Annotated in this window: 12 protein-coding genes; 10 read left to right on the top strand and 2 right to left on the bottom strand. The window is 57.9% G+C overall.

From position 1 onward, the window contains the following. The first annotated feature begins 14 nt into the window (after positions 1-14). From QZ534_RS09155 to QZ534_RS09125, 7 genes are all read left to right on the top strand, one after another. Complete coding sequence (locus QZ534_RS09155; RefSeq protein ID WP_296933867.1) at positions 15-2,000, top strand: ribonuclease R family protein; 1,986 nt, start codon at positions 15-17, stop codon at positions 1,998-2,000. Between the two features lie 62 nt (positions 2,001-2,062). Continuing rightward, positions 2,063-2,263 carry a hypothetical protein gene (locus QZ534_RS09150; protein ID WP_296933865.1) on the top strand — a complete coding sequence of 67 codons (201 nt, stop codon included), beginning with the start codon at positions 2,063-2,065 and terminating at the stop codon, positions 2,261-2,263. A gap of 356 nt (positions 2,264-2,619) precedes the next feature. Further along, on the top strand, positions 2,620-4,044 hold the full coding sequence (locus QZ534_RS09145; RefSeq protein ID WP_296934000.1) for a carboxyl-terminal protease-like protein: 1,425 nt from the start codon (positions 2,620-2,622) through the stop codon (positions 4,042-4,044). A 17-nt stretch (positions 4,045-4,061) separates the two neighbouring features. Then, a complete protein-coding gene (locus tag QZ534_RS09140; RefSeq protein WP_296933863.1) occupies positions 4,062-4,703 on the top strand; it encodes a penicillin-binding protein activator LpoB in 642 nt (213 codons plus the stop codon). After that, on the top strand, positions 4,687-5,931 hold the full coding sequence (locus QZ534_RS09135; protein ID WP_296933862.1) for a hypothetical protein: 1,245 nt from the start codon (positions 4,687-4,689) through the stop codon (positions 5,929-5,931). The genes QZ534_RS09140 and QZ534_RS09135 overlap by 17 nt, the downstream gene beginning before the upstream one ends. After that, on the top strand, positions 5,928-6,389 hold the full coding sequence (locus QZ534_RS09130) for a YcfL family protein (RefSeq protein WP_296933860.1): 462 nt from the start codon (positions 5,928-5,930) through the stop codon (positions 6,387-6,389). The genes QZ534_RS09135 and QZ534_RS09130 overlap by 4 nt, the downstream gene beginning before the upstream one ends. Then, the gene (locus QZ534_RS09125; RefSeq protein ID WP_296933859.1) at positions 6,389-7,207 is read left to right on the top strand and encodes a hypothetical protein; all 819 of its coding nucleotides are present in this window, start codon (positions 6,389-6,391) and stop codon (positions 7,205-7,207) included. Before QZ534_RS09130 ends, QZ534_RS09125 begins: the two co-directional genes overlap by 1 nt. 1 nt (position 7,208) lies before the next feature. On the opposite strand, the gene QZ534_RS09120 is transcribed toward QZ534_RS09125, so the two are convergent. Beyond that, the gene (locus QZ534_RS09120; RefSeq protein ID WP_296933857.1) at positions 7,209-8,102 is read right to left on the bottom strand and encodes an acyltransferase; all 894 of its coding nucleotides are present in this window, start codon (positions 8,100-8,102) and stop codon (positions 7,209-7,211) included. Between the two features lie 225 nt (positions 8,103-8,327). On the opposite strand from QZ534_RS09120, the gene QZ534_RS09115 reads away from it, so the two are divergent. Next, the gene (locus tag QZ534_RS09115) at positions 8,328-9,479 is read left to right on the top strand and encodes an alpha/beta fold hydrolase (protein ID WP_296933856.1); all 1,152 of its coding nucleotides are present in this window, start codon (positions 8,328-8,330) and stop codon (positions 9,477-9,479) included. A gap of 146 nt (positions 9,480-9,625) precedes the next feature. Here QZ534_RS09115 and QZ534_RS09110 read toward each other — a convergent pair whose 3' ends face one another. Further along, positions 9,626-10,297 (bottom strand): haloacid dehalogenase type II, encoded by a 672-nt coding sequence (locus QZ534_RS09110; RefSeq protein ID WP_296933853.1) that lies wholly within the window; start codon positions 10,295-10,297, stop codon positions 9,626-9,628. An 89-nt stretch (positions 10,298-10,386) separates the two neighbouring features. Between QZ534_RS09110 and QZ534_RS09105 the strand changes: the two genes are divergently transcribed. Both QZ534_RS09105 and QZ534_RS09100 read left to right on the top strand, forming a co-directional pair. Then, the gene (locus tag QZ534_RS09105) at positions 10,387-11,610 is read left to right on the top strand and encodes an alpha/beta fold hydrolase (RefSeq protein WP_296933851.1); all 1,224 of its coding nucleotides are present in this window, start codon (positions 10,387-10,389) and stop codon (positions 11,608-11,610) included. Positions 11,611-11,643: 33 nt separating this feature from the next. Beyond that, positions 11,644-12,555: a LysR family transcriptional regulator gene (locus tag QZ534_RS09100; protein WP_296933849.1), complete on the top strand. Its 912-nt coding sequence runs from the start codon at positions 11,644-11,646 to the stop codon at positions 12,553-12,555. Positions 12,556-12,788: the final 233 nt, after the last annotated feature.

Here is a 12,788-nt window from a genome sequence, read left to right as displayed (position 1 = left end):
AGCCAGGTTACTTCATGCTCAATGCCGACGCCCTCAGCCAGTTGCGCCAGCTGAAATCGGATATCAAGGACAACAAGGTGGTTTTTCCCGGTACCGTCAAAGCCACCAATGGCCGTTTCGGATTCGTTGCGCTCGATGAGGGTCGGGATGTTTTCCTGCCACCCGAGGAGATGCAGAAGGTGCTGCCCGGGGACCGGGTGAATGTCACCGAGCAGGAAGTTGAGAAAGGCAAAACCCAGGGCGTGGTAGACGAACTCCTGGAAACCCGCCTGAACACCTTCGTTGGTCGTTACCTGATCAAGGGCAAAGGGCACTTCGTGGTGCCCGAGACCCCCGGCATCAACCGATGGATCTTCATTCCCCCCAAGGAGCGAATGAACGCCCAGCAAGACGATTACATCTATTGCCAGATTCACAGGCATCCAATCAGAGACGGCAAAGGCCAGGCCAAGGTATTACGGGTAATCGGCAAGGCCGGAGAACCCGGTATTGAGCGCTCTTTCACCCTGGCTACCTTTGACCTGGCAGACACCTGGCCAGACGCCGTGCGCGCTCAGGCCGACAGCCTCGGTGACAGCGACATCGAATCCCGGGAAACCGGGCGGGAAGACCGCACGGATCGCCCCTACGTTACCATCGACAGCCCGGGTACCCAGGACATGGACGATGCCCTGCTGGCCGAACCCAACGCCACGGGCTGGACCCTGTCGATTGCCATTGCCGATCCGACCGCCGTGATCGAAACCGACAGTCCCGCAGAGCAGGAAGCGTTCAATCGGGCTACCGCCATATACTTCCCGGGCGAGCCCCTGCCCATGCTGCCAGACAGCATAAGCACCCGCTTTTGCTCGTTGATGCCAGAGGTGAAGCGCCTTGCCCTGGTATGCGATCTCCAGGTCAACAACGATGGCAGCCTGGGCGACTACAGCTTTCACCAGGCGGTTATCCAGTCCAAGGGCAAACTCAGCTACGAGCTGGTCTCGAATCTGATCGAAGGTCGGGAAGACGATGAGATCAAGGCACTGCCGGACGCTGTAGCCAACAGCCTGGACCAGTTGCACCAGGCAGCGACAGCCCTGAGAAAATGGCGCAGTGAGCATGCCCTACTCAGCGGCGACCGCCCGGAATTCCGCCTCCGGCTGGATGAAAACAAACGCATCCGGCTGATCGAACCGTCCATTCAGAATGAAGCTCATCGTCTGGTGGAAGAGTGTATGGTCGCCGCCAACCGATGCGCCGCCGACTTCCTGACCAACCAGACCGCCGGGCTGTTTATCCAGCATCCCGGGCTGCGGGATGATCGCGCCGAAAACATCCGGGCCCTGATCGACAGCCATGCGCCGCATCTGTCGGGGGTTGACGCTCACCAGGCCGAAGGTTTCAGGAAGCTGATGAAGGAAACCGACGCCCTTGAAGCCGAGGTACCGGTCAAGGCCATATTGTCCCGCCAACTGGCCCGGGCCGAGCTGAGTTTCAAGCCCGCGCCTCACCAGGGCATGGGCCTGGACGCCTACACCACCTTTACCTCGCCATTGCGCAAGTTCTCGGACTTCTACGTGCACCGGCTGATCAAGGCGGCGCTCTGGGACATCCCCATGAAAGCCCTGACCGAGGATCAGCTGGAGGCGCTTCAGGCGGCCCAGATCCGCGCCCGCCAGGCGGCGAACAGTCTGGAAGCCTGGCTCAAGAGCGACTTTGCCAAAACCCTCGGCGAAGAACCCATGAGCGGCGTCATCAGCCGCACCGTGCCTGCCGGTTTCTTCGTGCGGCTGGATGCCAACGGACTGGAAGGCTTTGTCAGCTGCAAGGATCTGGATGGCAAATACAGCTTTGACCCCGTCACACTGCGCCTGATTCACAACAAGAACGGTCGCATCTTCCAGCTGGAACAACCGGTCACGGTCAGCTTTGCCGGGGTCGATGAGGAACGCAGGCAGATCAACTTCAAGCTGGTAGAAGCCCAGGAGATCCCGACCGGGAGCAGCTCCAACAACGGTTGAAAAACCACACAGGCAGGCGCATCGTAAAAAACTAGGACATGTTCCTTTGATGGAGGTGCGCCATGCCCATCAGCCCAGACGAATTTCTCAGGAAATACGGTTTCGACAAGGAAGAGGAAGAACGGGACCACAGCCTCCGCCACAACGCCATGGAGCACGCCAAACACCTGCGCAGGCCCCATGCGGGAACGCCCCATGATTGGGAAGAGTGGGAGCGTTACAAGCGGGAACATCCGGATGACGTTGAAGAGGATGATCAGTAAACGATAAACGCCTCATAACGCCTGTTTCTGGCTTGTTAACAAATTTTTGCATTGTTTTTCATTTTTCTATACTTTTCAGAAATAAGAAATTACTGCCTATATTTCATTTAGTTAGAAAATACACATTCCTAACACTTCTATTCCATTGCCAGGTATGCCTCACCTTGGTGCGCTTGGGGCGAGGCGCATTCATTAAAAATTGTTTATACCTTTACCCGAATTCCGGAGTGTCGCTGTCCCGGACTCATTTCAACCAGTGGAATTTGGGTATCAAAATGAAGTTCAGTTGTTTTCAAAACTTTCGGAAAAAAGCCGTAGCGGCCTCCGCAGTCGGGAAGGCTCTTGTCAGCCTCGTGATGGTCTTTTTACTGGCGGGATGTCAGGTCTATCAATTCGACCGGGGCAGCGTAAGCGCCAATAGCACAGGCTCCTACACGACCGGCACCGTCCCTTTCACCATTATTGGAGAGGAGCGCCCTGACTGGCTGGTTCCAGAATCTCCCGATGCGCCCCAAGTAGTCGTCTCCCGCACCACCGAAACAAAGGGATCGACAGGCTTCAACGGCGCCAGTTTCCTTGGCTACATGCTCACCCTGTCGCTGATTCCCTTCTACGATGAAGTTCAGTACGAGGATATATACGCGCTGAGCTGGCAGGGTGAAACCTTGCTTGAAAGCCGCGTGACCTATTCCATTGACTCCTACCTGTCCCTGTATTTCCCGACGCCCATGATGTTTATGGGATCACTGAACGATGAAGCCGCCGAACAGGCTGTGGCACGGGACTTCATCACCGACCATCACAAGGACAGTGTCCTGGCAGTGATTGATCAGCAGCGCACGGATTTCGAACAGGCGAATCCACAGACTGCCGCCGAAATTGCGGCTTATCTGAAGGCTGGCGGTGCAAATTCTGTCTACCGCCCGTCAGCGGTGCTCAGGCTGATTGACCTGGCCCCCGAAACCGACACGCTTGCCTATCATGCCGCCAACAGCCAGGTTCCGGGCTACGTCGATCTGCTACCGGCCCGCTACCAGGCCTGGTTGATTGGACCAAAGGATTTGCGCGGCATTGATCTGCAGACACAACTCGCCGAAGGGGTCGACACCGATCAATTACTGGTCCGCATGCTTAACGCCTATCCGGAACAGAGTGGCGACATTCAGTCCGGTTATTACACCGGCATGACCCGGTCGCATCGGGAGCTGCTGAAAGAGGCCGGTCTGCCCGCAGGGCTTGTTGATCGCATGACCAATGAAGCACCGTCTGCCCAGCTGTTGGCCGCAGCAAAAACCGGTAAACTCCGGGATGCCAGCGGAAATATACGAATTCCCACCGAAGCCGAATTGCTCGAACAACTGGTTCGCAATGACAACCTGGGCAAATACATGAGCCCGTATACCAGCGATGACGTACTTGCCGAGTGGGTGAACTCCGCCATCAACGCCAATATCGGCGCAACGGTCGGCACCGGAATCGGCGCAGCGGCCGGCGCCTATGCCGGCGAGAAAGCCCTGGAACAGATACCTTTCGTTGGCAGTTTCCTCGGTGGTGCCGTGGGAGCCGAAATCGGCAAATCTGTTGGCCGTGAAACGGCAATCAGCGCCTCAGGTGGCTGGGAAGCCATTCGCGCCTCCTCAGACCGTAGCTTTGATGATGTTCAGTCGATGGCCCGCTACCTGACCGCAAAATATGGTCACACCGGTAACTTTGCCGATGCCATGGACGCCACCCGACAGATCTACCCGGAATTGGCCGAAGCCCTCGCACGTGCCTACTGACAGACTTGGAGATATACATGTTCACCAAAAACACCTTTAAACCGGCCTGCGCTCTGGTCCTGACTTCCCTGGTCCTTTCCGGCTGTGCCAGCAAGATCGAAAACGTGCAGGGCAAGCCCAGTGTCTATGAGGACGTATCCACCACAGGTAGCGTAGGCGGCGTTGGGATCGAGAGCCAGGACGTGGTCGCGATGACCGACCAGATGATGCGCGACATGCTGGCCAACCCCATGCTCACCGGCCGTTCAACACCACCCAGGATCATTATCGATAACGAATACATCAAGAACGAAAGCACCTCGGTGATCAACACCAACATGCTGACCGATCGCCTGCGCATAGAGCTGAACCGCGCTGCGAACGGACGCATGGTCTTCGTTGGTCGTCACTTCTCCGACATGGTCCAGAAAGAACGGGACCTCAAGCGGGATGGCGCGGTAGATGGCGGTACCATTCGCCAGACCGCTGCACAGGCGGGCGCGGACTTCCGCCTCGGAGGCCGCATCTCGTCACTGGATGCCATCGATCGCAACTCCGGAACCCAGTCACGGTACAGCCAGGTGACCTTCGAAATGGTCGATCTTGAGCTGGGCACCATTGTCTGGAGCGGACTCTATGAGATGAGAAAGGCGGCCCGTGACAATGTGGTTTACCGATAAAACCTGGTTGAAGCCGGTATTGGCCACAGCCATCGCCGGCACACTGGCGGGCTGTGCCAGCGGCCCGAAAGTCTATGACCGGGCAACGTTGGCCCCGGCTGAACAGTCGCTGGTTGGCAGCAAACCGGAGATCCTACAGGCAGACTTCCAGAACCTGTTCGAGGAAGGCCGGCGCAACAAGGTCCTCAACCTGATGGAGATCGGGGTCAAGGCATACCGCGCAGGCTATCGCGAGGAGGCTAAAAACACGCTGACCCAGGCGCGTCTGGAGATCGAGAACGTCTACGCCGATACCGATGCCGCCCGCAAGGCCCGAAGTATCTGGTACGAAGAAGCCGAAAAGGACTTCAAGGGCGAGCCCTATGAGCGCGCCATGGTCTACCTGTATCTGGGCCTGATTTACCTGGAAGAAGGCGACTACGGCAACGCACGCGCCAGCTTCCTGGCTGGATTGCTGCAAGACGCGTTTGCCGAGGAGGAGCAGAACAGCACCGACTTCGCGCTGCTGCTGTACCTGGCCGGCTGGTCCGCCATGCAGATGGGCAGCGACCAGCTCGCACGGGAGCATTTCGAGGAGCTGAAGCTTTATCGGCCGGATGCACCGATTCCGGAAGCCGACGACAACGCGCTTTTGATCGTGGAAACCGGCAAGTCTCCCAGAAAGCTGGGTGACGGTGTCGGGCACTATCAGCTGGTCTATCGCCGTGGCAAGAACTTCCAGGATGTAGCTGCCGAAGTCCGCAACGGTGAGGAATGGTCCCCGCTGTACCCCATGGAAGATATTTTCTTCCAGGCCTCCACTCGCGGGGGCCGAGCTATTGATCGGATTGTCGAGGGCCAGATCCAGTTCAAGGAAAACACCCGCGCGGTCGGCTCCACGCTCAGCAGTATCAGCCAGGACAGCATGCTGGCCGGCTTCAGTAGCGCGGCAGGCGGCGCGGTCGGTGCCGGATACGCTGCCATCAGCCTGATCAGCGTTGCCGCCGAGGGTATGTCAGCGTCCGCCAATACCCGGGCAGACATCCGGTACTGGGAGGGCCTGCCCGACACCATACACCTGTTGCCCGTGACGGCCGCCGAGGGCGATCCGGTCACTGTCCGCTTCCTGGATAAAAACGGTCAGCCTGTGCCAGGCCTTGCCGACAATACCGAGTTCAAATTTGATGGTCGCGGGGCCGGCCTGGCCTTTGCCACGTCCCGCCGTCCGGATTCCGGAGGAACCCAATGAAAACACTGATTAAATCCATGGCCACGGCTGCGGTCTGTCTGGGTCTGCTGTCTGGCTGTGCCACTCAATCCGCCAGCAGCACGGACCTGATTGAGCGCACCGCGCCCATCACCATGAACTCGGTGGCATTCACCGACTACAACCTGAAGCGCACCTACAGCCGCGGTTTTGGCCAACTGGAGGACGGTGAACGCTATCGCCTGTCACTGGTCCAGCACGGCCAACGGCCGACGGCCACCGGAACCACTGAGGTGTACGTCGTTCTACGCAACCACACAGATTACGATTACCGGATCGAAGCCCGCACCCAGTTCTTCGATCAGGACGGCGTACCCACTGATGTGAAACCAACCTGGCAGCGCTCGACCATCCCGGCCAACAGCATCGCCACCTATCGTGAACTGTCTACCACCACGCAACCTCTGCAGTATCGCGTGGAAGTCCGGGAGCTCAACTGATGAAGCGATTTGCCCTGGCACTCTGCGTGCCTTTGCTGGCGCCAGGCTTTGCCCTGGCCGCCGGCCAGACTCATGAGGCAGCGCCGATGATGGCGCCGGCCCAGAAGCCGTTGACCGATGAAGACCTGAACGAAGATCGTTTGGCACCCCAGCGCACAGAAAGCGCGGACGTGATTCTCTCGCGCTTCAAAGGCGCTTTCGGCGACCAGCCACCGCGCATGGCCGTGTTCTGGAATCGCGCCTTCGACGATCAGGTCAGCGACTGGAGTAGCAATATACGGGGTGTGGTATCAACACGGGGCTCCCTTAACGGAGAAGTGCCCGACGGCAACGTCAATCTCCGGGCACAGGGCCAGGCAGCAGCCCAGGGTGAATACCGTTCAAATCGCCAGACAGGGCCAGCCGGACCGGCGTTTGAGCTCCAGAGTGGGCTTGTCAGCCAGATGGTTGAGGCCGGCGTCACGGTGGTGGATCGGGCGGCCATCATGCGCATTACCGATAACGCGCTGGAGACCGGGGAGTTCTCTCGCCTCTCTCCGGATCAGCGGCGGCTGGAAATGCGCGCACTCGGGGAACACGCGGAAATGTTACTGGTGTTTCGAAAGCTTGGCAGCGACCGATTCGAGGTGCAGGTTCTGGACATTCGCGACGGCAGCATTCGTGTAATGCTGAGCTCCAATGGCGTTCCGCCCGAGAAAGCCGGAAGCAACCAGTGGAAAGCCACGGATCGTGGATTCCAGAAAGTCGAGCAGACCGTTACGCTCGATGAAATCGGCCGTGAGCTGGCGCTGCAGACATTGGCAAGGCTGTCTTCCTGACTCAGGAAGACAGCATCCGATCCAGCTTCTCATCCTTCTGGCTCCAGATTTCTCCGAGCCAGTTCTTCACGTTTCGGCGGTGCTCCGCATCCGTTGAGTAATCCCGGCCTTTCAAGTGATCCGGGATATCAACGGTGTGGATTTCCAGTTTTACTTCCTTCACCCGGCCACAGATAAACTCCCAGAAAGTCGGTGCGCCATCCGGGTAGGCGATGGTCACGTCCACAAGGGTCTGTATGGAGTCGCCCATGGCGTCGAGTACGAAGGCCGCACCGCCAGCCTTGGGGGTCAGTAGATGCTTGTAGGGCGACTTTTGCTTGTCGTGCTTGGCCTGAGTGAAGCGGGTGCCCTCCACGAAGTTCATCACGCTCACCGGGGTATAGCGGAACTTCTCACAGGCCCTGCGGGTTGAACGAAGATCCTCGCCCCGCTTCTCCGGGTGCTTGATCAGGTATTCACGGGTGTAACGTTTCATGAAGGGGAAATCGAGCCCCCACCAGGCCAGGCCGATCACAGGCACCCAGATAAGCTGCTGCTTGAGAAAGAACTTAAGGAACGGCGCCCTATGATTGAAAACCCGCTGCATGGCAAAAATATCCACCCAGCTCTGATGATTGGCCAGCACCAGGTACCAGCTTTCACGTTTGAGGTTATCGGCGCCCTTCACATCCCATTTCGTACCATGGGTGAGCTTCATCCAGCCGGTGTTGCAGGCCACCCAGGCTTCGGCAATCCAGATAATAAACTTGGTGCATAGAACCCGGAAGCCAGTGATTGGGATGATGAGTTTCAGGATGGCTGGAATGTAAAGCAGGACGCACCAGAACAGGGTGTTGATTCCCAGCAGGATGGAATTGAGTACGCCGATAATCGGGGCGGGGAGGAAACGGAGCATGGCGGTCCTGGATATCTGGTTATTGTTGGCACTGAGGTGCAATCATATCAACCAGAGTCAGGATTGGGCAGTGGCCTGAAGTGACCGGTTTGCCCCTCAGTCTGGACGCTTCTGCCATGGTGATTTGCGCTTCACCATGGATAATCTCGATTTCTGGCCTGCAAGACGGGACATCAGAATTCGGTAATCAGTAAAGTATGCATCAAATTCTCCATGGACATTCCCATGCCCAATCTCTTCAAATCAGCCGCTGACCGGGCGGCAGGCGTTACCCGGCAAACGGCCCTTTATGCCGGCAACGCCTTCGACCGGGTATTCCGGGCAGCCAGCCTGGTCCAGGCCGGGCAGACGCCGTTTGAGACTCTGTATTCCGACGGTCTGGTCAGCCTGCGTTACTACCCGCCCCTGGCCGAGGATTTCATCGAGCTCGACGGCGAGACGATTGCCGTAGAACGCCAGGCCCACAAGACGCCGATCGTGATCGTGCCGCCACTGGCGGTAAACATGCTGATTTACGATCTGTTTCCCCAGCGCAGTCTGGTGCGGTTTCTGCGTGCCAAGGGGTTCGAGGTCTATCTGATCGACTGGGGCACGCCAACCCGGGAACACAGCCACTACAATCTGCATACCTATGTGGCCGAATTGTTGCCGGCCTACTTGAACCGGGTGCGGGAACACAGCGGAGAGCAGGAGCTGTCGCTGCATGGCTGGAGCATGGGTGGCATGTTCACGCTGTTCTATTCTGCTCTGAGCAACGATCAGCACGTTCGCAATGCCATCGTGCTGGGCTCGCCGATCGACAGTCACGCGTCGGGGATCCTGGGGTTTGTGAATCAGCGCATGGCAGATGTGGCCGGGTTCATTCGGGAGCAGACGGGATTCCGCCTACACGATGTAAAGCCCCACTGGTTTCATACTCCCGGCTGGGCCAACACCCTCGGGTTCAAGCTGACCAATCCTGTTGCCAGCGTGATGAGCTATTGGGAGTTGATTATCCGGCTGGGTGACCGGGAGTTTGTGACTAATCACGCGACGACGTCAGCGTTCCTGGACCGCATGGTGGCCTATCCTGGCGGTATTGTTCAGGACACGGTAGTGCGGGTATGGATCGATAACCAACTTTCGAAGGGCGAGATCCAGATCGGCGAGGATATTGCCAGGCTGGACAATGTGAGTGCCAACTTACTGGCCATTGCCGGCGGCGACGATACGCTCGTGACGCCGGGTGCGGCCAAGCGGGTGATGGACCATGTGAGCTCTACGGACAAGACGTTTCGGGTTGTGCCGGGGGGCCATATGGGCATTCTTGCCGGGAGCAAGGCTCCGCGTCAGAGTTGGCTGGAGTTGGCGGAGTGGCTAGCTGTTCGGTCGGACTGATGCTTTGAGATTGGAGATTGCCGGCAGGTGTCGGGAGGGCTTTCCAAAACACGCTCCTTGCGGCACGTCCATGTGACGCTTGACTGTCGCCATCCATGGCGACAGACAGTTTTGGAAAGCCCTCCCGACACCTGCCTCCGCTAGCTTCAGAGGTTCTTCAAGGTTGCTTCTAGTTCTGAAAGACCATTGATGACTGCTGAAGGCTGTATGCCCCAGTCTTCAAAAACCTTATCCCGATCCCTCTGTACCCAGATGGCGAATAATCCGGCAGCCCGGGCACCGATGACATCCCAGGCATTACTTGAAACCAGACACAAGGGTTTCTCCCAACAGCCCGTAGCCCGACGGGCATGGGTGTAGACAGCCGGATCGGGCTTGAAGCTTTTGATGTCGTCTACCGACACCAGGCCTTCAAACTGGTCCAACAGATCGTTATGCCCTAATACCTTCTCCAGCGCGGGATAACTTCCATTGGAAAACGCGAACAGCGGATACTGCCCTTTCAGGGTTTTCAGTGCCGGCAAGGCATCGTCGAAGGCGGGAAGAGAAAGGTAGGCCGCCATCAGGGCGTTTTCGCGTTCTTCGGACAGGGTCAGTTTGTGGGTGGCCATGGCGTAGCGCAGGGCTTGGCGGGTGCAGACACCGAAATCTTCGTAGACTTTCATGAGGCCCTTTCGGAACGAGAACTCCAGCTGCTTCTCCCGCCAAAGCGCGGCCACGGCTTCTGCGCTATCGCCCGCATCTTCCGCCAGCAGGCGGGACATGCCCATGGGGTCAACGAGTGTTCCGTAGACATCGAAAGCAAGGGTCATGCTCATCGGTGGGGCTCCTCATCCGGAAGGGGGTTTCGAGTCGTATACTGAACTCACAGTATCGGGATTTGAACGATCACTCAATACAATCGGCTATGACTAACCTCAGGAATCTACTCGTTTTACTGGCATTGGCCTCAACCGCCGCCTGCGCCACCAGCACTCAACTCTACTCGCCAGGGCCATCGACGTTGGGGGCCGAACCGGTTACGGATTTCGACCGTTATGTGGAATCTGTCAAAGCCTATGTCGAGACGAACCTGGTTCCGGTGGAGGGCTTTGATCGGGGCCAGCAGGTGCTTTGGAACCTGCCTTACAGGCTGGCACCGGCGGCAGGTTGCGAGTCCGGAGACAGTACCGGGATATTGCTGGTTCACGGCTTGAGCGATTCGCCCTTCGTGTTCCGGGATCTGGCCCGGTACCTGGCAGATCGGTGCATAGAGGTCCGGACCCTGTTGCTGCAGGGGCACGGCACACGGCCAGGCGATATGGTGACGGCCAGCGCGAAGGTCTGGCGCACTCAGGTTCGAAATCACTTTGTAGCCCTTTCAAGGGATGTCGACCGGGCGTTTATCGGCGGCTTTTCACTGGGTGGCGCACTGGCGACTGGATATGCGTTGGGGGAAGCCGGTCCGCGGCCGGCGGGGCTTGTTGCGGTTGCACCTGCGTGGCAACTCAACGGTTTGCGGGATTACCTCTGGCTTGCCCCGATTGCCGATGTGTTTGGCGATTTCGTGGAGAAAGAGCCTGAGCTCAATCCGGTCAAATACGAGTCTTTTTCTTTCAACGCCGGCAGTCAGATCGGCGATGTCATCTCGGCAGCCCAGAGCCGGATAAACCAGCAGGAAAGCATTGATATACCGCTGTTCCTGGCGGCGACGGAAGCGGATTCGGTGATCAATCTCAACTATCTCGTCACTCAGTTTCGAGAGAGGTTTACCAATTCCGGAAACGCCATGATGATTTTTCGGGATACCCGTGAACCCTGGCCGGATACACAGGCCGACGATCGGATCCGTTTTCTGAACAGCTATCTGCCTGACAGCAATATCCTCGAGTTTTCTCACCAGTCCCTGCTAATTGCGCCGGACAACGAACTCTATGGTCTGGGCGCGCCTTTGCAACGGTGCCTGGAACCGAACAACATTTCCCTTGAGGATTGTCGGCAGCTGTCGAAGAAGGATCTCTGGTTCAGCGCCTGGCACGACACGGAGCGGCCAGTGTTTACCAGCCGGCTGACCTACAACCCCTGGTTCGATGATCTGGCACAGGCCATTGGTTCCTTTATCCAGGCGAATGAGTCTACCAAGGCGCCGTAGCGCCACCGCAGTCAGCGGGTTACACTGCGATTCATGAACCCGATTGATAAATTTAACCTGGATTTCCGGGCCCTGAGTACTTTTCTGGCAGTGCTGGATGAAGGCAGTGTGTCCCGTGCCGCTGTCCGGCTGGGCGTTACCCAGTCGGCGGTGAGCCACACGCTGGAGCGCCTGCGGCAGGCTCTGGGGGATCCCCTGTTCGTTAAATCCGGGCGGGGCATTGTTCCAACCCGCTACGCACTGCAGGCGGGACCGCATATTCGTCAGATCCTGGATGACCTGCAGTCGCTGTCTTCGGGCCCACCCTTCAGCCCCGCCACGGCCGAGTTCACGTTTACGATTGCTGCCAATGACTACCAGCGGGATCTGCTGTTGCCCGGTCTGGTGAGGACGCTGCGGCAAGAGGCTCCGGGTATCAGCCTCCAGGTTATCCCCTCCGGTATCCCCCGGGCCGACCTGTTGCGAAAGGATGTCTGTGACCTGGTGATTTCTCCCCACGCGCCGGAGGCGACGGACATCATGCAGCGGGGCCTGATGGCCGATCGGATGGTGGTGTTCTACGATCCCGAGTTCCGGAAACCGCCAGCGGATCTGCCGGAATATCTGAAGGCAGACCACATCGCCCTGTTGTTTGCCACGGGGGAGAAACCTACTGTGGAAACCGCCATGGAAGCCCGGGGCCTGGTTCGTCGCAATGTGGTGACGGTGTCCAACTTTTCCGGCCTGCCGGAATTTCTTCGGGGCACGGACATGCTGGCCACGGCGCCTCAAGGCATGAGCAAACACTTACTTCGCGACTTCGCCTGGATTCCCCTGCCCTTTGATTTCAAGCCTTTTACCCTGCTGATGTTGTGGCATCGCCGAAATCAGAACGATCCTGCCCACAAGTGGCTGCGCAACCAGGTGAATGCCGTGGCCGCTACGCTTAACGGTCTGAAAAGCTAATCAATTAGTTTTTCTCATAGGTTGTATGAGCTTTGCCGGCGTTATCTTCTTACCTCCTCTCACCTAGACTGCCATTACTCAGCGGTCGGCCAGGTTGGGAAAGGCTTTCCAAAACACGCTACAAGCACATCCCTGTGCGCTTGTTTCGGGCCATCCTTGGCCCTCTACAGTTTTGGAAAGCCTTTCCCAACCTGACCTGTCGTAACTCTTTCGGTAACTCTCTGACAAAGCAT

Origin of the sequence: uncultured Marinobacter sp., from assembly GCF_913055835.1 — a bacterium.
GTDB lineage: Bacteria > Pseudomonadota > Gammaproteobacteria > Pseudomonadales > Oleiphilaceae > Marinobacter.
Note: the sequence above shows the minus strand (reverse complement) of the source record. Positions and strands in the feature narration are given on the sequence as shown.